This is a genomic window from Embleya sp. NPDC020630, assembly GCF_044334985.1.
In the GTDB taxonomy this organism is placed as follows: domain Bacteria; phylum Actinomycetota; class Actinomycetes; order Streptomycetales; family Streptomycetaceae; genus Embleya.
Genome location: NZ_JBIRUB010000004.1, coordinates 289,502 through 308,131 on the forward strand (window position 1 = coordinate 289,502; position 18,630 = coordinate 308,131).

The 18,630-nt window shown below is 73.2% G+C and carries 18 protein-coding genes; 8 read left to right on the forward strand and 10 right to left on the reverse strand.

From position 1 onward, the window contains the following. The first annotated feature begins 2 nt into the window (after positions 1-2). On the forward strand, positions 3-563 hold the full coding sequence (locus ACH4XV_RS17250; protein WP_395790592.1) for an FxsA family protein: 561 nt from the start codon (positions 3-5) through the stop codon (positions 561-563). 149 nt (positions 564-712) lie between these two features. Here the strand turns inward: ACH4XV_RS17250 and ACH4XV_RS17255 are convergent, their stop codons facing one another. From ACH4XV_RS17255 to ACH4XV_RS17275, 5 genes are all read right to left on the reverse strand, one after another. Beyond that, positions 713-1,087 (reverse strand): RNA polymerase-binding protein RbpA, encoded by a 375-nt coding sequence (locus ACH4XV_RS17255; RefSeq protein WP_126640085.1) that lies wholly within the window; start codon positions 1,085-1,087, stop codon positions 713-715. Between the two features lie 265 nt (positions 1,088-1,352). Beyond that, positions 1,353-3,872 (reverse strand): SpoIIE family protein phosphatase, encoded by a 2,520-nt coding sequence (locus ACH4XV_RS17260; RefSeq protein WP_395790594.1) that lies wholly within the window; start codon positions 3,870-3,872, stop codon positions 1,353-1,355. Between the two features lie 201 nt (positions 3,873-4,073). Beyond that, positions 4,074-5,657: an ATP-binding protein gene (locus ACH4XV_RS17265; RefSeq protein WP_395790596.1), complete on the reverse strand. Its 1,584-nt coding sequence runs from the start codon at positions 5,655-5,657 to the stop codon at positions 4,074-4,076. 219 nt (positions 5,658-5,876) lie between these two features. Further along, entirely contained in the window at positions 5,877-6,071 is a 195-nt protein-coding gene (locus ACH4XV_RS17270; RefSeq protein WP_380001356.1) for a DUF2304 domain-containing protein, read from the reverse strand. A gap of 23 nt (positions 6,072-6,094) precedes the next feature. Beyond that, positions 6,095-6,472: a hypothetical protein gene (locus ACH4XV_RS17275; RefSeq protein ID WP_395790598.1), complete on the reverse strand. Its 378-nt coding sequence runs from the start codon at positions 6,470-6,472 to the stop codon at positions 6,095-6,097. A 234-nt stretch (positions 6,473-6,706) separates the two neighbouring features. Here ACH4XV_RS17275 and ACH4XV_RS17280 point away from each other — a divergent pair, with 234 nt between their 5' ends. Both ACH4XV_RS17280 and ACH4XV_RS17285 read left to right on the forward strand, forming a co-directional pair. After that, on the forward strand, positions 6,707-7,165 hold the full coding sequence (locus tag ACH4XV_RS17280) for a flavodoxin family protein (RefSeq protein ID WP_395791097.1): 459 nt from the start codon (positions 6,707-6,709) through the stop codon (positions 7,163-7,165). A 104-nt stretch (positions 7,166-7,269) separates the two neighbouring features. Beyond that, positions 7,270-9,078: a hypothetical protein gene (locus tag ACH4XV_RS17285; RefSeq protein WP_395790600.1), complete on the forward strand. Its 1,809-nt coding sequence runs from the start codon at positions 7,270-7,272 to the stop codon at positions 9,076-9,078. Between the two features lie 41 nt (positions 9,079-9,119). Here ACH4XV_RS17285 and ACH4XV_RS17290 read toward each other — a convergent pair whose 3' ends face one another. Then, positions 9,120-9,533, reverse strand: a complete 414-nt coding sequence (locus ACH4XV_RS17290) for a winged helix-turn-helix transcriptional regulator (RefSeq protein ID WP_395790602.1) — start codon at positions 9,531-9,533, stop codon at positions 9,120-9,122. A gap of 103 nt (positions 9,534-9,636) precedes the next feature. Between ACH4XV_RS17290 and ACH4XV_RS17295 the strand changes: the two genes are divergently transcribed. Continuing rightward, positions 9,637-10,488 (forward strand): alpha/beta fold hydrolase, encoded by an 852-nt coding sequence (locus ACH4XV_RS17295; protein WP_395790604.1) that lies wholly within the window; start codon positions 9,637-9,639, stop codon positions 10,486-10,488. A gap of 404 nt (positions 10,489-10,892) precedes the next feature. Here ACH4XV_RS17295 and ACH4XV_RS17300 read toward each other — a convergent pair whose 3' ends face one another. Next, positions 10,893-12,380 (reverse strand): PLP-dependent aminotransferase family protein, encoded by a 1,488-nt coding sequence (locus tag ACH4XV_RS17300; RefSeq protein WP_395790606.1) that lies wholly within the window; start codon positions 12,378-12,380, stop codon positions 10,893-10,895. Between the two features lie 169 nt (positions 12,381-12,549). On the opposite strand from ACH4XV_RS17300, the gene ACH4XV_RS17305 reads away from it, so the two are divergent. Continuing rightward, on the forward strand, positions 12,550-13,173 hold the full coding sequence (locus ACH4XV_RS17305) for a YitT family protein (RefSeq protein ID WP_395791099.1): 624 nt from the start codon (positions 12,550-12,552) through the stop codon (positions 13,171-13,173). A 40-nt stretch (positions 13,174-13,213) separates the two neighbouring features. On the opposite strand, the gene ACH4XV_RS17310 is transcribed toward ACH4XV_RS17305, so the two are convergent. Together ACH4XV_RS17310 and ACH4XV_RS17315 are read right to left on the reverse strand one after the other, a co-directional pair. Then, positions 13,214-14,830, reverse strand: a complete 1,617-nt coding sequence (locus ACH4XV_RS17310) for an amidohydrolase (RefSeq protein ID WP_395790608.1) — start codon at positions 14,828-14,830, stop codon at positions 13,214-13,216. A 123-nt stretch (positions 14,831-14,953) separates the two neighbouring features. After that, positions 14,954-15,394 (reverse strand): Lrp/AsnC family transcriptional regulator, encoded by a 441-nt coding sequence (locus ACH4XV_RS17315; RefSeq protein WP_020549917.1) that lies wholly within the window; start codon positions 15,392-15,394, stop codon positions 14,954-14,956. A gap of 209 nt (positions 15,395-15,603) precedes the next feature. Here ACH4XV_RS17315 and ACH4XV_RS17320 point away from each other — a divergent pair, with 209 nt between their 5' ends. From ACH4XV_RS17320 to ACH4XV_RS17330, 3 genes are all read left to right on the forward strand, one after another. Next, the gene (locus ACH4XV_RS17320) at positions 15,604-16,575 is read left to right on the forward strand and encodes a hypothetical protein (protein ID WP_395790610.1); all 972 of its coding nucleotides are present in this window, start codon (positions 15,604-15,606) and stop codon (positions 16,573-16,575) included. Positions 16,576-16,677: 102 nt separating this feature from the next. Then, positions 16,678-17,049, forward strand: a complete 372-nt coding sequence (locus tag ACH4XV_RS17325) for a hypothetical protein (RefSeq protein WP_395790612.1) — start codon at positions 16,678-16,680, stop codon at positions 17,047-17,049. 199 nt (positions 17,050-17,248) lie between these two features. Then, complete coding sequence (locus tag ACH4XV_RS17330) at positions 17,249-18,175, forward strand: nitroreductase/quinone reductase family protein (RefSeq protein ID WP_395790614.1); 927 nt, start codon at positions 17,249-17,251, stop codon at positions 18,173-18,175. A gap of 4 nt (positions 18,176-18,179) precedes the next feature. Here the strand turns inward: ACH4XV_RS17330 and ACH4XV_RS17335 are convergent, their stop codons facing one another. Next, on the reverse strand, positions 18,180-18,602 hold the full coding sequence (locus tag ACH4XV_RS17335) for a MarR family winged helix-turn-helix transcriptional regulator (protein ID WP_380002055.1): 423 nt from the start codon (positions 18,600-18,602) through the stop codon (positions 18,180-18,182). Positions 18,603-18,630 lie beyond the last annotated feature (28 nt).

Here is an 18,630-nt window from a genome sequence, read left to right on the forward strand (position 1 = left end):
TCGTGAGTACCCCGCTGCGCCGAGCGGTCAAGCTCTTGCCGATCGTCGCCCTGCCGCTGGCCGAGATCTACGTGATCACCCTGGTGGGCGGCGCCATCGGCGCGGGCGAGACCTTCCTGCTGATCCTGGCAGGCATCGCGGTGGGCTCGCTGGTGATCCGGTACGAGGGCCGCCGGGTGCTGAACCGGCTTCGCGCGCTGGGCGAACGGGCGCAGCGCGAGGGCCAGTCCGACCCGGCCGTGATCGCGGCCCAGGGCAAGGAGGCGACCAAGGCCGCCGCCGACGCCGGTGTGGTCATCCTGGGCGGCGTGCTGCTGATCATCCCGGGCTTCATCAGCGACGCGCTGGGGCTGCTGTGCGTGCTGCCGTTCACCCGGCCGCTGGTCCGCCGGCTGATCGGCACCGTGGTGGCGGCGAAGGTGGCGAGCAGCACCCGGTTGAGCGGCATGACCCGGCAGGCCCGGATCCATCGCCCCGACGGCAAGATCATCCAGGGCGAGGTGATCGACCCGGACCCGCGGCGGGACGACGAACCACCACCGCCGCCGCGCCCGCTGCCCTGAGCGTGCCCCCGGGCGGTCGGCCGTTCGAAGACACGCGCCAACACGACGCCCGGGGCGCCACGACCGTGAAGGTCGTCGGCGCCCCGGGCGTCGGTGCCACCTGTCGACGGGATCCGCCCGGGCCCGGAGCGGGCTCGCGCGGGGATCGCTCAGGCGCTCTTGCGGTTGTCGCGCGGATCGTGGTGGAGGTTGATGCCACCCGACCGCAGCACGGCGAGGCGCTCGGCGAGCACCTCTTCCAGCTCTTCCCTGGTCCGCCGCTCCATGAGCATGTCCCAGTGCGTGCGTGTCGCCTTGTTCTTCTTCTCCTCGGGCGGCGCGCCGTCCACCAGCTGCGCCACGGCGCCGCAGCTGCGGCACTCCCACGTCGACGGGATCTCCGCCTCGACGGAGAACGGCATCTCGAAGCGGTGCCCCCGGGGGCATTCGTATTCCACGGTGCGACGCGGCGCCAGATCGATACCGCGATCGGTCTCGTAGCTGGTGGCGCCAAGGCGTGTGCCGCGGAGAGCTCGCTCACTCATGAATCGTGCCTCCTGGCTGGTAACCCACATCGACAGGTCTTGCTGTCTCGTCCGATTGCAGAACGCGTGACGGGCCCCGAAGATTCCCGACCGAGGGGTCGACGGGGACGGCTCGGGGTCCGTGACGGTGGGTAGCTACCCGAAAACGGATGATTCATCACATCACCGGGAGAAAGTGACATAAAACTCGCGAGGTTCACCGGAATCGCCCCGCGAACGCGCCGTCGGCGACGTGTACCGCCACGCAACGAAAACCCACGGGGTGTCACCGGTCGCGGATCTCCGCCCAGACGATCTTCCCGGTGTCGGTGGGCCGCACTCCCCAGTCGGTGGTGAGGCCGGCCACGATGCACAACCCGCGATGCCGCTCGTCGTGGCCGGGAGAGGCGATCTCCTTGGGCAGTCGCCCGTCGTGGTCGACCACCTCGACGATCAGCCGGCCCGGATGGTGGCGCAGCCTCAACTCCATCGGCGTGCGGGCGTGTTCGGCGGCGTTGGAGACGAGTTCGGTGACCACCGAGCAGGTCGTGTCGCTGTGGTCGACCAGGCCCCAGCGGGCCAGCGTGGCACGGACGAAGTCGCGCGCCTCGCGGGCCGAGCGCGGGGTGGGCGGCAGGTCGAGTCCGGCGGTGCGCTCGACGCTGTGCCGGGCGCGCACCAGCAGCAGCGCGACGTCGTCGGGCTCCTGACCGGTGAGCATCGTCTTGGCCAGCAGGTCGGCCACGTCGGCGACGGTGCAGGTGCCGCCGGTGGTGCCGTCGATGTGCTCGGTGAGTTCCTGGAGCCGGTCGGTGAGCGAGGCGTCGTGCGATTCGACCAGACCGTCGGTGTACAGCAGCAGCTGATCGCCGGCGTCGAAGCCGACCATCGCGTCCTCGAAGGTGGTGCCGTCCAGGCCGAGCGGGACACCGAGGTCGTCCTCGAGGAGTTCGACCTTGCCGTCGGCGCTGATCAGCGCGGGCGGCAGGTGTCCGGCGTTGGACCAGTGCACGGTGGCGTCGCCGGGGTCGTAGACGGCGTAGACGCAGGTGATGATCTGGTCCTCGCCGCCGAGCCCGGTCACCAGCCGGTTCAGATGCCGCATCACCTGCGCCGGCGGCAGGTCCATGACCGCGTACGCCCGGACCGCGGCGCGCAGCTGGCCCATCACTGCGGCGGCTTGCAGGCCCCGACCCATCACGTCGCCGACCACCAGCGCGATTCGCCCGGCGGACAGCGGGATCACGTCGAACCAGTCGCCGCCGACCTGCTGGCCCTTGGCTCCGGGCAGGTAGCGGAAGGCGATGTCCAGCTCGTCCAGGTCGGGCGGGACCTGTGGGAGCAGGCTGCGCTGGAGTTCCACGGCGGTATCACGGACGCTGCGGAACAGCCGGGCGTTCTCGATCGCGGTGGCGGCTTGGGCGGCGATGCCGAGGGCGAGTTGTTCGTCGCGTTCGGTGAACACGTCGGGCCGGGTGTGGCAGAAGGAGAACGCGCCCAGGTCCTCACCGGTGGCGGTGGTCACCGGGATGGTCAGCAGGCTGCGGACCGGGGGTTGCCCGGCCGTGCTGACCCGGTAGGGCAGCAGTCCGGCGGCGCCCGGGTCCTCGGTCAGGTCGCCGCGGCGCACGGTGGCCGGCGGCACGACGGCGGTCTGCGGGCGGGTGCGCGCCGCGAGGGTGGGGCGCGGGCGCGGGAGACGGTCGATCAGGGTGGGGTCGGGGCTGGTGACCGCGTAGCGGGTGTCGGCGACGCCGCCGGAGTCGTAGTCGATGTAGCGGAAGATGCCGTGTTCGGCGGCGATCACCGAGGTGGCGGCGTCGGTGGCGGCCTGGACCAGGCGTTCGAGGTTGAGTTCGCGGGTGAGCTTTTGGCCGACGCGGTAGAGCGTCTCGACGATCCGGGTCTCCTGGTCGAGCCGGCGCTGTTTGTAGGCGAGTTGTTCCTGCTGCGAGCGCACCCGGTCGCGGGCGTCGGCGGCGACCAGGGCCGCCTGCGCGGAGGTGTCCTCGTGGGCGGCCAGGAGTTGTTCGAGCGCGTCCAGGCGGGCGGCGGCGAGGTGTGTGACGGGGGTGTGCCGTCCCGGGCCGCCGGCGAACAGGGGCGCGGTGTTGAGCGGGAGCAGGGCCAGCCGGGTGGAGACGGCGACGGTGCGGAAGAGTTCGGCGATCCGGGCCGGAACGTACACGCGGGTGAACATCAGGACGGTGAACAGTTCGCCGTCCGGGAGCTTGCCGGCGTAGCCGACCACGGATTTTATGCCGTGGCTCCGGATGAACTCCTTGTCCGGGACGGCGCTGCCGGCCAGCGCGTCGGGGATGTGGGTGATGTCGTGCCGGTCCCATTCGGTGTCGCCGCTCAGCGGGCCGGCCACGATCTCCTCGACGGTGACCCCGAGTTGGGCCAGCATGGCGCTGATCATCGGCGCCCGGCGGACCGCCTCGGCGCTGGGGAAGGCGACCACCTGGTGCCGGCTCGAGCGGGTGCGGTCGCACCAGTCGGGGTGGTCGCCGGTGGTGGCGAGGAGGGTGAGGCAGCGCAGGTCGGGGTGCGGGACGAGGTCGGGTTGCCGACGCAGGGCGCGCTGTTCCAGGTCCGGGGTGAGGTTGCGCCAGGGCATGGTCTGGAACAGACGGGTGAGGACGAGTTGGGACCGTCCGGTGTCCGGGTCGCGAAAGGTGGTGCGCAGGTGCTGCACGATCGCCCGGGCGGCGTCCTCGGTGGTGGCCGATTCGGCGGTGACCCGGCGCAGTTCGGAACTGCACACCACCATGTCGCTGACGGTGAAGTTGGCGAGGTCGAACACTGGGCGTCCACGTCCTCCGTGGGGGTGCGGGGCACCATCATGGCGCGGCAGTGCGGGTGAAGTGATGTGTTTTGTGTATTTGGTGGCGTGGCGGGCGAAGACCGGGTACACGTCGCGGCCCTCCGAGCCGCGGTCGCTCGGAGGGCCTTCGGAAGCGTGGGGGCGGCGCGGCGTCCGGGGCAGGGGGCGCGCGCCGGGTGGTCAGGCGGTCGGTTCGGGCTCTCGCCGGCGTTCCTTGGCGAGCGAGATGGTGGGGTCCTCGACGGTGAGCGCGTCGGCGTGGTGCGGCAGCAGCGCGAGCAGGCGCCGGCGTTCGGCCTCGGGGGTGTCCTCTTCGAGCGGGTCCGGGGTGTGCGGGACCTGGATGCGCACCACCGGGCCGTTGCCGATCCGTACGTAGCCGCGCCCGGGTGGCATGTCCTCGCCGCCAAAGACGCCGGGGCCGGTGCCCAGGACGGTCCGGATGGTCTCGGGATCGAGCGGGCCGAGGACGACGCGCGCGTGGGTGTCGGCGATCAGCGCGGGACGCAGCCGGTCCAGGTGGGTGGGGCGGGTGCTGGTGATCACGCCGATGTGGGTGGCCCGGCCCAGGCGCAGCGGCAGGTCGAGCAGTTCCTGGGGGTCGGTGGTGCCTTGACCGGCGGCGAGGTCGCTGAGTTCGGTGATCTCGTCCAGGATCACCCACAGCGGACGCCGGGCGTTGTCCGGAACCGGCGTGCCGTGTTGTTTGGCGTGGGTGACGGCGGCGATCCGGCGCTCCGTCTCGTGCCGCAGCCAGGTCAGCGTCTCCAGGGCGCCGTGGTAGCCGGTCTCGATGCGCAGGATGTTGCGGCGCCCGGCCAGGCAGGCGTAGTCGCCGGAGCCGCTGCCGTCGATCACCACGATGTCGCCGTCGCGGGCGGCCTGGAGGGCGATGGTGCGCAGCAGGTTCGACTTGCCCGCGCCGGGGGCGGCGACGGCGAGCAGGTGCGGGTCGGTGCTGCGGTTGCCGGTGCGCCAGATGACCGGCGGGAGTTGGTGGGTGGCTCCGTCGACCCGGATCGGGGTGCGGCGGTTGGTGCTGTCCGCGTCGGTGATGCCGAGCAGGATCTCGCAGGGCGCGGTGACGAACTGCTGGGCCGGGACGGCGGGGGGCAGCGGGGGCAGCGCGGCGACGGTGAGGCGGTTGTTCTCGGTGTCCCAGTCGTGGAAGTACTCGCGGCCGCGGCCGAGCTTGGCCTGGAGCACCCGCTCGATCCGGGCGCGGGCGCCGGGGTCGTCGTCGGTGAAGTAGGGGCTGTAGGTGAGTTCGAGGCGGGTGATCCGGTCGCCGTCGAGTTCCCAGTCGCGGAAGGCGTCGCGGTAGGCGCCGCCCGGGTGGAAGAGCCTGGCCGGGTCGTGGTCGTCGGCGAGGTGCGGTACGAGGCCGTTGTAGACGGCCTGGAGCCGGAGTTCGGTGGGGTCGGGGCCGGGCTCGGGGGCGGGGGGCTTGTCCGCGTGGCCGAGCCAGGCGGCGGCGGCCAGGATCAGCAGCAGGGCGATCAGCGGGGCATACGGCAGGAAGTAAAGGGCGAGCACCGCGCCGGCGACGACCGCGGCCCCGGCCTTGCGCTTGTCCGCGGAGGCGTTCTTCCACCAGGTCCGGGCCCAGGCGAGTTGCCGGTTCAGGCCGCGGCCGAGGGTGAGCACGGGCGAGAAGGTGTCGCGCGTGTGCTGCTGGATCCGCGTGGCGCGCGAGCGGGTGGTGCCGATGCCGTCCTTGGCGCGCTGGGCGATGGCGGCGAGGGATTTGGGGCCGGGGGACATGAGGTCTCCGTGGGGGGGTTGGTGCGGGTAGGCGGGAGGCCCCGGTTCGGGGGACGATCCGGGGCCTGTGCGTGACGTTCGGGGAGCGGTGCGCCCGCCGCGCTCGCCTCGGCGCACGGGTGAGTCACTCGAAGGCGGCGCCTGTGCGAGGGCTTCACCGGTGCGCCGAGGCGCGGCGCCGGGGGTGCGGGCGCGGCGGCGGGGCGGCGGGGCGGCGGTTCAGAAGGTGATGCCGCTGAGGAGGTTGGCGATGCTGTTGGTGCTCGCGGTGATGTGGGGGGCGATCGAGCTGCCCGCCAGATAGAACCCGAAGAGGGCGCAGACGAGGGCGTGCGGGATGCGCAATCCGTCCTTGCGGAACAGGACGTAGGCGATGACGCCAAGGAACAGGACACCGGAGATGGACAGAACCATGGGGACTCCTTCGGGCGGTGCACTCAATGCGTGGGGGTTGGGGTGAGGATCCCGGTCCGGGCGATCCCGTAGAGGACCAGAACGGTGACGCCGAGGCGACCGGGGGTGGACAACGCCCAGAGGGCGAGGTGCAACGCGATCACCAGCGGGAGCGTGGCGATCGCGTAGACGGTGTGGAACGCGCGGGACTGCGCGTTCGTGGCCCGGACGGCCGGGGCGAGTGTGCGGCGGACGACCGAGACGAGGGTGGGCGCCGCGGGGGCGGCGGGGGCGGGAACGGGCGGGGGGACGGGGGTGGGGGTGGGCGCGGGGGTGTGGCCGGCGGCCTCGGGGGCCGGGTCGGCCGGGGACTTGGTGCGGGGGTAGGGCAGTAGTCGTTGCCGCAAGGGGGTGAGGCGCATGTGGGTGGTTCTCCCCGAGGTGCCGGGCGGTTGGCCTATCGACGTATTACTTAAAGTGCTCTTATCGTGACAAATGGTGCGCAGGTGTCAAAGCATCAAACGGGTGGAATCACCATCTTTTCCTTGACGAACCACCCGTATGGAGGACGTGCGGAACCGCTGGGCGCGGGAACGCGGCGGCTCGCGGCGCGGGGTGTGCCCGCCGGCGCGGCCGGCTTCTGGCAGCGTGTGGCCATGGCCATCCTGCTCGTGGTGCACCACACGCCCTCGCCCACGCTCGCCGAAATGCTGGAGGCGACCCTCGCGGGCGCCCGCGATCCCGAGATCGAGGGGGTGGAGGTGCGGGTACGAGCCGCCCTCACCTGCTCGCCGGTGGAGGTCCTGGAGGCGGACGGCTACCTCCTCGGCACACCCGCGAACCTGGGCTACATGTCGGGGGCGTTGAAGCACTTTTTCGACACTGTTTATTACGTGTGTCAGCACGAGACGACGCGGCGGCCGTATGGGCTGTACGTCCACGGCGGCAGCGACACCACGGGGGCGGTGCGCTCGGTCGAGGCGGCGGCGACCGGTCTGCAGTGGCGTCGGGTGCGGCCACCGGTGGAGGTGGCGGGGCCGCCGACGCGGGAGTCGCTGGCCGCCTGCACGGAGTTGGGCGCGGTCGTGGCGGCCGAGTTGATGTCGCAGGAGTAGCGGCCCGGCCCCGGGAGCGTCCTCCCCCCGCCCGGTCGCGGGCCACCCGGGGACACCCCGACGGGCTATCGACCTTGGGTCGGCACGGGTGGGAGGTTGATTCGGTGGCAGATTTCGCGAATCCGCACAAGACGACGGCCGACGACATCGCGCGGGCGCTGCGCCGCGCGGAGGCGGAACGGCTTCGCGGGGTCGAGGCGGCTCGGGGGGACGGGCCGGGGCCGGCGCGGGAGACGTTGCGGCGCGTGTTGGTCGCGCGCGAACTGGCTCGGATCGCCGGGAGACGACGCGACGGGGGGACGGCCGCGGGCGCCGATGGGCCGGCGGGTGGTACGACCGGGCCGGCGGGCGCGGCCGGGGGCGGTGTGCGCCACGGCGGCGGGGCCGTACTCGACGCGCTGCGTGGCCGATCCGCGGCCGCCGCGCCGGGCAAGACCCGCAGCCGGCCCGGCCGGCAACCCGCCGCCGTGCCACAGCCCGCGCGGCCGGCCGGCAAGTCGCCCGCCGCGCCGCGGCACACGACACCCGCCGCGCCGCGGCCGGCCGCGCCGCAGCCCGCCCCGGCGGGCGACGCCGTTCCCGATGCCGGGGTGCCGCGCGTGGACCTGGCCGAGACGGTACGCACGGCCCCGAGCAAGGCCGCCGTCTTCGACGCCCTGCGCGCCGCGACCGCCGAGCGCCGCGCCGATCCCGGTGTGCTGCGCGAGGTGCGCGCCCGCTTCGGTACCCAACCCGACGACCTCTGGCTCGCCGAGACGATCGTGCGATCCGGGCCGGAGCCGCTGTGGAGCACGGCCGACCTGGGCGAACGCAGCCGACGAGCCGGCGGCGCACAGCCGTGGGCGGCCGAACCGGGCAACATCGCGGGCGGCATCGAGGATCCCGACCCGGATCCGGATGTCGGCTCCGAGCGGGCGCGCCGGATCGCGCCCATTCCGGCGTACCTGTTCCCGGGGACCGACCCCGACCTGCGGGCTCTGATCATCGGTGGCGTCCACGGGAACGAGCCCGAGGGGCGGGAGGTCGTCGAGCGGTTGCGGGCCCGGTTGACCAAGGAGTCGGCGGAGGGGAGGCCGCCGCGGTACACCACGATCCTGGTGCCCGAACTCGTCGTCGCCACCCATCACGCCTACGGCGAGCGCCCCGCCTTCGAGAAGCGCCTGCTGCCGGCGGGCCGGGCGCGCTCCGCGCCCGGAAGGGTCGAGCCGAATCGGAACCTGCCGTTCCCCGGCACGAGTTACCAGGAAGCGCGGAAGCAGGGCGCCGGCGGGAAGCCGGAGTTGAAGACCCTGCCCATCGACAAGAACGGCAACCCGATCCGCGGCGGGACTCCCGCACCGGAGCCACAACCTCCGCGCGATACCGACAAGTTCCCCACCAGCAGCGTACGGATGTTGCCCGAGACGCGCGCCCTGCTCGCTCTGCTGGAGCGGTTCAAGCCGCAGCGCGTCGTCAGCGTGCACGCGCACGGGCTCACCACGAAGGAAGGCGACGCGCCCGGCGTATTCGTGGATCCTCGGGGCATCGACCCGCGCACCCAGGCGGTCACGGACAAGGCGGCCGGTGAAGCCGACGACAGGCTCACCGCCCGACTGGCCGGCAGGGCCGCCGAAAAGGTTCCCGAGGACCTGCGCGCCGCCGCGTTCGCGGGAAACACCTTCCGCAAGACCTCCGCACCGGACGCCGGCTCCCCCACCGACGTCGGCACCCCCGGCAATGTCCGCTACGCATCGAGCGCGCACGGCGAGGGCAATTCCCTGGGCATGTACGCCCCGGTCCCCACCTCCGCCCGGCAGGGCGCGACCACCATCACCGTCGAGGTTCCGGAATTCCCGACGAAGGCCGCACTGGACCAGGTCACCGCCGCCCATGCCGAGGCGATCGACGAAATCATCCTCCGCAACCCCACCTGACCACCCCACCACACCGCGACCGGCACGTTCGGTCCACGCGGCTAATCAGGGGGCGACTCGTCGGCGAGCCGGTTGTTGCGGTCGATCTCCGCCATGTGCGTCTCGGCCCAGACCCGTAGGACGGAGAGCGGTCCTTCGAGGGACAGGCCCAGCTCGGTGAGCCGGTAGTGCACGGCGGGCGGCACGGTGGGTTCCACGCGGCGCGCGACCAGGGCGTCGCGGACCAGGCTGTGCAGGGTGACGGACAACATCTTTTGGGAGATGCCCGGGATACGGCGCCGCAGTTCCGCGAAACGGAGCTCCCCCGGAGCCTCCTCGGCCAGCACCTTGACCACCATCGACGTCCACTTGGTGCCGATACGGTCCAGCAACCGGCGGGTCGGGCAGCCCGGATCGAGCAGGTCCCCGCGCTCACCGGGTCGCGGGTCACGTGCGCCGGGCCTCGACGTGGTCACCTGGGGCTCACCACCTGAAGCGAAAGTGCCGTCTTGGGGGGACCAGCGTAGTTCCCTAGCGTGACCTGGTCACCATCACTCACCAAGTACCCGGAGTTCCGCCATGCCCGAACTGCGCCGCGTCCTCGCCAACGATGTCGAACTGAACGTCGCCCTCTGCGGATCGGGCCCGGCCGTCCTGCTGCTGCACGGCTTCCCGCACACCTGGGAACTGTGGACGGACGTCATGGCCGATCTGTCCGGCCGCTACCGCGTCATCGCGCCGGACCTGCGCGGGTTCGGCGCGAGCGGCCGGGCCGCCTCCGGGTACGACGCGGGCACCCTGGCCGAGGACGCCGCGGCGCTGCTCACCACGCTCGGCGTGTCCTCGGCCGCGGTGGTGGGCATCGACGCGGGCACCGTGCCGGCCTTCCTGCTCGCCCTGCGCCGCCCCGATCTCGTCCGGCGCCTGGTCGTCATGGAATCCCTGCTCGGCAGGCTGCCCGGCGCCGAGGACTTCCTCGCCGACGGGCCGCCGTGGTGGTTCGGCTTCCACGCCGCCGCGCCCGACCTCGCCGAGACCGTGGTGGAGGGCCACGAGGCCGCCTACGTCGACTGGTTTCTCCATGCCGGCACGCTCGGTGACGGTGTGCGCCCCGCCCTCCGGGACGCATTCGTCCGCGCGTACACCGGCCGCCAAGCGTTGAGTTGCGCGTTCTCGTACTACCGGGCGCTGCCCGAGAGCGCCGAACAGATCGAGCAGGCGGTCGCCGGCTCGCGCCTGACGGTGCCGACGATGGCGCTGGGCGCCCGGCCCGTCGGTCCCGCACTGGAACGCCAACTCCGCCCGATCACCGACGATCTCACCGGACACGTCATCGAGGACTGCGGCCACATCATCCCGCTGCACCGACCGCACGCCCTGCTCACGCTGCTGCACCCGTTCCTGGCCGGCGACGCCGCACAGACGGCGTGACCGGGGCGGCGGGGCCGACATCGGCCCAAATCACGGGTCCCGGCCGGGGGAGTCGGTGTGACGGCGTGGGCCCACGCGCGGTTGAGGGCGGGGGCGCGCGGTGGGACGTCGCCGGGCGGCCGTGGCGCGGCGGGTGGGGTCGTGCCCGGGGCGGGGTGGGCGGCGTGGGCGGTGGCCCTTGGTCGAGCCGGCGCGGCCGTGGGTTGCCGCCAGGGCCGCCGCGACCGAGCCCATCGCGCCGACCAGTGCCGCCAGCACATCCCGCATGACCCCTCCCGAGGTGCGGAACCGGGTGTTCCGCACAGGGCCCACAGTGCCGAGGGTCGGCGGTGAGGCGCGGAGGGGGCGGGCCGGCTGTGGACAAGTCGGGGGTTGTGGAAACCGCGCTCTGGGTGCGGCCCGGCTCAGGCCATGATGGCCGCGCCGGAGAAGCCCGCGTAGGTGGTGGGGCGGGTGCGTTCGGTCTCGGCCACCGCGGCGGACAGGCGGCGGATGGCTTCGGTCAGGGTGGCCGGGTCGTGCGCGTAGGGCAGACGGACGTGGTGTTCGAAGGTGCCGTCGGTGCCGAAGTGGGTTCCCGCCGCCACCCGCACCCCGTGTCGGGCGGCGGTTTCGGCCAGGGTCAGGCTGGAGGTGCCGTCGGTGCGTACCCACAACGACAGGCCGCCCAGGGGCATCGAGAAGGTCCAGTCGGGCAGGTGCTCGGTCAGCGCGTCGGCCAGCGCCCCCCGGGCGGCGCGCAGCGCGGGCAGGCGCGTCTCCAGGATGGCGTCCTCGTGGTCGGTGATCAGGTGGTGGGTGACCAGCTGGTCCAGCACCGGGGCGCCGACGTCGAACGACGCGCGGGTGGCCGCGATGCGCCGAACCAGATCCGGGGTGGCCCGGATCCAGCCGATCCGCAGGCCGCCCCAGAAGGTCTTCGAGGTGGACCCGATGGTGACCACGTTGTTGGTCCGGTCGAACGCGGCCATCGGCAGCGGCCGGTCCGCCGGGTCGAGGTCCAGGGCCAGGTCGAGGCAGGTCTCGTCGACGATCAGCGTGGTGCCGGTGTTGCGGGCCAGGTCCGCCAACGTGCGCCGGATCCCGGGGTCGGCGAGATGGCCGGTGGGGTTCTGGTAGTCCGGGATCAGGTAGGCCAGTCGCGGCGCCGCGGTGCGCAGCGTGTCACGCCAGGTCTCCACGTCCCAGCCGGTGTCCGTCATCGGCACCGGGACCGGACGGTTCCCGGCCTGCCGGATCGCGTCCAACACATTGGCGTAGGTGGGTGATTCGACCGCGACCCGGTCGCCGGGGCCGGCCAGCGTACGCAGCACCAGGGTCACCGCGGCGAGGGCGCCGGGGGTGACCAGGATCTGGTCGGGCGTGGTGGGCACGCCGCGGCGGGTGTAGCGCTGGGCGAGCGTGTCGCGCAGCACCGGCAGGCCGCCGGGGAGGTAGCCGTGGCCCGTGGTGTAGGTGGGCAGCGAGTCGGTGGCGTCGGCGACCGCCTGGTGCAGCGCGCGGCCGGGGCCGGGCAGCGCCGCCACGCCGAGGTCGATCACGCCGCTGCTGGTGCTCGGGCTGAGCCCTCGGGTGGGGATCTCGGTGTGCGTACCGGGCAGGGTGGTCCAGCTGCCGGAGCCGCGGCGGCTGGTCAGGTAGCCGTCGGTGCGCAGCAGCTCGTACGCGGCGGCGACGGTGGTCCGGCTGATCCCGAGCCGGTCGGCGAGGCCGCGTTCGGCGGGCAACCGCGCGGTCAGCGGGATCCGACCGTCCAGGAGCAGGGCGCGGATGCGGTCGGCGAGTGTGCGGTACGCCGGGCCGGTGCGCGCGGCGGACTGGGTCGCGGTGGTCCAGGGGTGCAGGAGGTCGGCGAGGCGGGTGCTGCTGACGGTCAGGTGAGGCGCGCTCATCAGTCCACTCCTGTCGAATTGGCTATGGATCCGTGATCCGGTGTCCGCGATTCTTTCACCGTTGGCTCTTTTTTGGCAGTCAGGCGCGGAACAGAGGTGCACGGTGGCTTGGTCGTGGGTCCGACGTTTGGTCCAGTTGTACGCGGGGCTCACGCTGTACGGGTTCAGCATGGCGTTGATGATCCGGGCCGAGTTGGGCCTGGATCCGTGGGACGTGTTCCATCAGGGCCTCGCCGAGCGCACCGGGTGGAGCTTCGGCGTGGTGACGATCGTGGTGGGCGCCGCGGTCCTGCTGCTGTGGTTGCCGATGCGGCAGCGTCCGGGGCTCGGCACGGTGAGCAACGTGGTGGTGATCGGCCTCGCGGTGGACGCCTCGCTGCGGTGGTTGCCCTCCCCCGACGCGTGGGCCTGGCGCGCGGCCTTCCTGGTCTCGGGTGTGGTGCTGAACGCGGTCGCCGGCGGCGCGTACATCGGTGCCCGGCTCGGGCCGGGGCCGCGCGACGGCCTGATGACGGGGATGGTGCGGCGGACCGGGCGTTCGGTGCGGTTGATCCGGACGAGCATCGAGGTCGCGGTCTTGGCGGTGGGCTTCGTGCTCGGCGGCTCGGTCGGATTGGGCACGGTCTTGTACGCGCTCACGATCGGCCCGCTGGTGCAGGTCTTCCTGCCGCTGCTGACCGTGCCGGAGCGCACGACGGATCGCACGGTCGCGGCGGGCAGATCCGGCTCGGGTGAGCCGGCCGAGCCGGCGCCGGGGTCTTCGGGGACCCCGGCGCCGACGCCGGCCTGCTGACCTCGGTCGCGCCGGGGTACTCGCTCACGCCGGTGTTCGCTCACGCGGGGTCGAGCGCTCCCTCGGCCGCATACACCGTGGTGCCGCGTACGGCGGTGCGCAGGCAGCGCGGCAGCGGCAGTTCGGGATCCAGGTCGGGCAGGCCCGGGGTGCCCGAGCGCGGGTCGGTGGACCAGCCGGAGAGCCGGGTGTCGGGGGCTTGGACGACCAGTTCGGTGGTGTCCCACACCGCGTAGGTGGCGGGCGCGCCGGGGACGAGCACACCCGCGTCGTCGCGCCCCGCGGCGCGGTGACCGCCGCGTGTGTGGGCGGCGAACGCGGCGCGCACGCTGATCCGTTGCCCGGGCGTGCGGTGGAAGGCGGCGGCGCGGATCGTACCCCACGGGTCGAGCGGGGTCACCGGCGCGTCGGAGCCGAACGCGAGCGGGACACCGGCGGCGCTGAGCGCGGCCAGCGGGTTCATCAGCGCCGCGCGTTCGGCGCCGAGGCGGCGCGCGTACATGCCGTCCGGGCCGCCCCACGCGGCGTCGAACGCGGGCTGTACCGACGCGGTCAGGCCGAGTGCGGCGAACGCCTTCACCGCGTCGGCGTCCAGGAGTTCGGCGTGTTCGACCCGGTGCCGCAGGGCCCGGAACGCGGCCGCGTGCGGTCCGGCGATCAGGTCGCGCGCGGCGGCGAGGATCGCGCCGATCGCGGCGTCGCCGATGGCGTGGAAGCCGGCCTGGATCCCGGCCCGTGTGCACGCGGCGAGGTGTGTGGCCACCTGCTCGGCGTCCAGATGGGTCAGCCCGGTACCGGGGTCGTCGGCGTAGGGCGCGTGCAGGCACGCGGTGTGCGAACCGAGCGAGCCGTCGATGAACAGGTCGCCGCCGAGCCCGTGCGCGCCCAGGTCGGCACGCAGTGCGCGGGCGTGCTCGGCGTCGTGCGCGAGCGCCCCCCAGTAGCCCACGACGTCCGGGCCAGCCTCCTCGGCGGCCAGCGTGGCCAGCGCGCGGAAGTCGGCCTCGCCGGCGATCTCCGGCCCACCGCACTCGTGCAGCGTCCCGATCCCGAGCGCGGCGGCCCGCTCCCGCGTGACGCGGTGCGCGGCGAGCCGGTCGGCCGGGGTCAGCGCGGCGTAGGCGGCGGCCCGCGCGACGTGGTGCGTGGCACCGGTGAGCGGCGTGTCGCCGTGTTCGCCCGGGACCAGCGCGAGCAGCGCGGGCGAGCAGGCGGCGGAGTGCACGTCGGTCCGGGACAGGTACACGGTCGCGCCGCCGGCGGCCCGATCCAACTCGGCGGGCGTGGGCGGGCGTCCCTCGGGCCAGCCGGTGTCGTCCCAGCCGTGCCCGAGCACGACGCGGCCCGGCCCGTACAGCCCGCGCGCCTTCGTGTACTCCGCCAGCGCGGTCAGCGCGTGGGCCAACGACGGGACGCCGGTCAGGTCGAGCCCGGTCGCGGCGAGGCCGGTCGCGGTGGCGTGCACGTGCGCGTCGACGAACGCCGGGGTGACCAGCGCGCCGCCGAGGTCGAGCACCGCGTCGACGGCGTCGACGTGCGCCGCGGCCGCCCCCTCGGCGCCGATCCAGGCGACGGTGTCGTTCTCGACGACCATGGCGGTCGCGAAGGGATCGGCGGGACTGTGCACGGCGCCGTTGCGCAGGAGGAGCGTGGTCATGCCCCCCAGTGTGGCCCGCCTCGAGGCAACGCCGAGCCGGAGGTCACCCCTTCGAGCGGCGCGGGCTCGCCACGAACCGCGTCCGGGGCCGTCGGACCCGCCCCGCCGCCCGTCGGGGTCGGCTCAGAAGCGGGGGGCGCGGGCCTCGTACGGGGTGGACAGGACCACCGTGGTGCGGGTCGATACGCCTGCCTGAAGGCGGATCCGGGCCAAGAGCGTCTCCAGGTCGCCCGGGGTCGGGACGCGGACCTTGAGGATGTAGCTCTCGTCGCCGGCCACGCTGTGGCACGCCTCCAGCTCCTCGAGGTCCGCCAGCCGTTCGGGGGCGTCGTCGGGGGCGCTGGGGTCGATGGGTTTGACCGAGATGAACGCGGTCAGCGGCAGGCCGATGGCCTCGGTGTCGACCACGGCGGCGTAGCCGCGGATGATGCCGCGTTGTTCGAGTCGGCGTACGCGCTGGTGGGCGGCCGAAGTGGACAGGCCGGTGGCCTTGCCCAGGTCGGTGTAGCTCATCCGCCCGTCCTGCAGCAGCAGTTTGACGATCTGTCGGTCCAGGTCCTCCACATGAGGAACCTATGGCATCGGAGTGGGAAGTGCGGCCCCGGTGCGGTTCGGGCACGCTCCGGGCGCGGTGCCGGTCGTGCTCCGGGCGCGCTCCGGGCGCGCTCCGGTGTCGGCGCGCCGCCGCCGAGTGCGCCCCGCGCGCTGCGAGTCCCCCGTCCGGCGGCGGTCGACGCGGCCGGTTCGTCGGTGGCGCCGGCTACAGTGCGGACATGGCCACCGAGGAGCGCGCGCCCGCGCTCGATCAGCTCGACCGGGCGCTGCTGCGCGTCACCGCACGGGCCGACACCTCGGCCGCACGCGCCCGGCAACTGCGCTGGGTGGTGGGCGAGTTGCGCCGCGCACTGGTACAGGAGGGCTTCCCGGCCGAGGCCCGTGCCTCGCTCGCCGCGCTGCTGTCCGCCGAGCCGACGCGGTGCTATCTGGAGCTGGCCCAACGCGGCCGGTTGCGCACCCGCGCGGTCGCGGGCGCCGGCATCTCGACCACGGCCAGCATGCGCGTGCGGATGGACTGCCTGGAAATCCTGGCCCGGGCCGGATCGGTGCCGGTGGAACTGCCGGAGCGGCCGGCCATGCCCGAGCTCAAGACGCCGGTGGGCGCCCGGCAGCGCTCGCTCCTCCTGAACTGGCTCGGCGAACACGCCGACCGGGCGGGCGCGGACGCGGGCCGAATCCGCCTGTTCGCCCTGATCGGGGTGGTCCTGGACACCGGCGCACGGGCGGGCGAGCTGTGCGCAATGCGACTGGACGACCTGGGGCCGGATGAGTGCACCGTCACGATCGTGCGGCACCCGCAGGCCCGCACCGTCAATCCGGCCGTCACCGAGGTACTGCCGCTGTCCGGCCCGACCCGCGCGGCGCTGCGTCGCTGGTTGGACGTACGCGCCGACCTGGTGTGGCCGCTGCGCGGCGAGGTGGCCGCCGTGTGGGTGTCGGTGCGGGGCAACCACTCGGGCATCCCCGACGAGGACGGCAACTCCCGGCCCCGCCCCGCCGGAATGCCGCTGATGCCGCGCGGCCTGGCCCGGGCGTACACCCGCACCGTGGTGCGCCTGAACGTGGACATGGTCGGCCGCCCCGGCTGGGAACCCCTCCCCTATCGCCTGGAACAACTGCGCCGCGCGATCGACGCCGCGCCGATAGCGGCCACCGTGCCCGACACGGGTGGGCAACGCGGCGCGTGAGCGCGGAAATCGACCCGGATCAGTACTGCAACGTTCCGGTCGGGCGGACTATCGTCGGCGGAGCGCGCCGTCGCCTCGGCGCCGTGGCGACAGGGGGAGCCCATGAGCATCGCCGTCGACCCATGCTCCGCAACGGTGCAGCGGGACCTCGTCGAGGACTTCGACGACACGACCCGCCCCGGCCGGTCCTCGGACACCCCCGCCGCCCCGAGCGTGCGGCGCGCGTGCCCGGAGTGCGGCGTCGTACTGGTCCTGGACCCGGTCGCCGACGGCGCGACGGTGCCGGACCACGTGGTGTGCCCGAGCGTGCTGGACCCGTTCGGCATCCGCCCCTGCCCGGGCTCCGGCGCGACCGTCACCACCCCGGCCGACCGCCCCGTCGCCGGACCGCCCCCGGCGCTCCCCAAGTCACCGATCCGGACGCTGCCCCCGGGCCTGGACTGGCGCGCGCAACCCTTCTCGCACACGGCCTGACCCACCCGGGCGCGCGGCCGACTCGGGCGCCGGCACACACCCACCACCTCCGCCGGGTGTAGCACACCGTCTCCCGGCGGCCGTGGCATGCCCGCGCCCACACGGCGTTGACAGTGCTTCCGAGGCGTTACTAACCTCAAATAGATTTGCTTTCAAAGCAAAGCTACTTACGAAGTCTGCCCCGATCCCGGAGACAGCCATGCCCGAAACCAGCACCCACACCGATCCGAACGCGCCGATCATCGCCGAGTTCCGAGCCCACAACGGCCGCGTCGGCGGCATGTTCGAGGGCGTCACCCTGGTCCTGATCACCACCGCCGGCCGGCACACCGGCAAGCCGTGGACCACCCCCGTCGTCGCCGAGCGGGACGGCGATCGGTGGCTGGTCTTCGCCTCCAACGCGGGCGGCCCGCGCGACCCCCACTGGTACCTCAACCTGGTCGCCAACCCCCAGGTGACCATGGAGATCGGCACCGACGAGGGCCGGGTGAAGCCGTTCGCCGCCCGGGCCGTCCCGCTCACCGGCGACGAACGCGATCACCAATGGGATCTCCAGTGCACGCGAAACCCGGCCTTCCGCGACTACGCGGCGGCGACCACCCGAACCATCCCCGTGGTCGCCCTGCATCCCCTCGACCTGACCGGGGACCCGGCCCGCGCGCGGCTGATCGCGGAGCAGTTGATCCGTCACCACGAGGATCTACGGACCGAGATCGACCAGGTCCGGAGGCGGTTCGAACACGCCCTTGCCGGCGAACCGGTGCCGGACGCCCCCGACAACGACACCGACGACCCCGACGACCCCGCCCACCGACTGCGCCGCCACTGCCTGACCTTCTGCCGACACCTCCAGCTGCACCACATCCGCGAGGACGGCGCCTTCTCCGCCTTCGAACGCGAATACCCCGAGCTGGTCCCGGCGATCACCCGCCTGCGTGCGGAACACGCGGTCGTGGAACGAGCGTTGGCCGCCTTCGCGGCGCTCCTCGAACGAGCCGCCGGGCCGGACCGGGGGCCGGACGCCGAACCGGCCCACCTGCGCGCGGAGTTCGAGGCGGTGTCGGCCGGCCTGGAGGAGCACTTCGCCTACGAGGAGGCCCACCTGCTGCCGGCGCTGCGGGGCTGACCGCTCACCCCTCCTCGCGCGCGGCCCCGTTCTCATAGGCCCCGATCGTCCGCACGAACATCGCCCGATCGGCCGGCGACAGCGGGTCGAAGGCCCGGCGCCAGGCGTCGGCGCCGTTCGCGAGCCAGTTCTCGATCGCCGTCCGGGTCTCCGGGTCGTCGGTGATCGCCACGATCGACCGCCGGCGGTCGGTCGGATCCGTACGTCGTTCCAACACCCCCTGGCGGCCCAGGTCGCTGACCATCAGGCTCACCGTGGTCGGCGCCACCTCGAGGCGCGCGGCCAGCTGATTGACCGGCATCGGGCCGTCGAAGAGCAGGTACGCCAGCAGCGACAGGTGTCGCGGCGCCAGGTTCATCGACCGCAACCGCTCGGGGATCCGGGTGCGCTTGAGCCGGGCGGCCACGCGCGGCATCAACAGCAACATCGCCCGAATCGCCTCGTCGGTGCTGAGC

Excerpts from the sequence above, each read along its gene's own strand:
- ACH4XV_RS17255 (WP_126640085.1), bottom strand. The coding sequence starts at position 1,087 with ATGAGTGAGCGAGCTCTCCGCGGCACACGCCTTGGCGCCACCAGCTAC.
- ACH4XV_RS17265 (WP_395790596.1), bottom strand. The coding sequence starts at position 5,657 with ATGTCCCCCGGCCCCAAATCCCTCGCCGCCATCGCCCAGCGCGCCAAG.
- ACH4XV_RS17270 (WP_380001356.1), bottom strand. The coding sequence starts at position 6,071 with ATGGTTCTGTCCATCTCCGGTGTCCTGTTCCTTGGCGTCATCGCCTAC.
- ACH4XV_RS17275 (WP_395790598.1), bottom strand. The coding sequence starts at position 6,472 with ATGCGCCTCACCCCCTTGCGGCAACGACTACTGCCCTACCCCCGCACC.
- ACH4XV_RS17280 (WP_395791097.1), top strand. The coding sequence starts at position 6,707 with ATGGCCATCCTGCTCGTGGTGCACCACACGCCCTCGCCCACGCTCGCC.
- ACH4XV_RS17295 (WP_395790604.1), top strand. The coding sequence starts at position 9,637 with ATGCCCGAACTGCGCCGCGTCCTCGCCAACGATGTCGAACTGAACGTC.
- ACH4XV_RS17300 (WP_395790606.1), bottom strand. The coding sequence starts at position 12,380 with ATGAGCGCGCCTCACCTGACCGTCAGCAGCACCCGCCTCGCCGACCTC.
- ACH4XV_RS17305 (WP_395791099.1), top strand. The coding sequence starts at position 12,550 with ATGGCGTTGATGATCCGGGCCGAGTTGGGCCTGGATCCGTGGGACGTG.
- ACH4XV_RS17310 (WP_395790608.1), bottom strand. The coding sequence starts at position 14,830 with ATGACCACGCTCCTCCTGCGCAACGGCGCCGTGCACAGTCCCGCCGAT.
- ACH4XV_RS17320 (WP_395790610.1), top strand. The coding sequence starts at position 15,604 with ATGGCCACCGAGGAGCGCGCGCCCGCGCTCGATCAGCTCGACCGGGCG.
- ACH4XV_RS17325 (WP_395790612.1), top strand. The coding sequence starts at position 16,678 with ATGAGCATCGCCGTCGACCCATGCTCCGCAACGGTGCAGCGGGACCTC.
- ACH4XV_RS17330 (WP_395790614.1), top strand. The coding sequence starts at position 17,249 with ATGCCCGAAACCAGCACCCACACCGATCCGAACGCGCCGATCATCGCC.
- ACH4XV_RS17335 (WP_380002055.1), bottom strand. The coding sequence starts at position 18,602 with ATGTTGCTGTTGATGCCGCGCGTGGCCGCCCGGCTCAAGCGCACCCGG.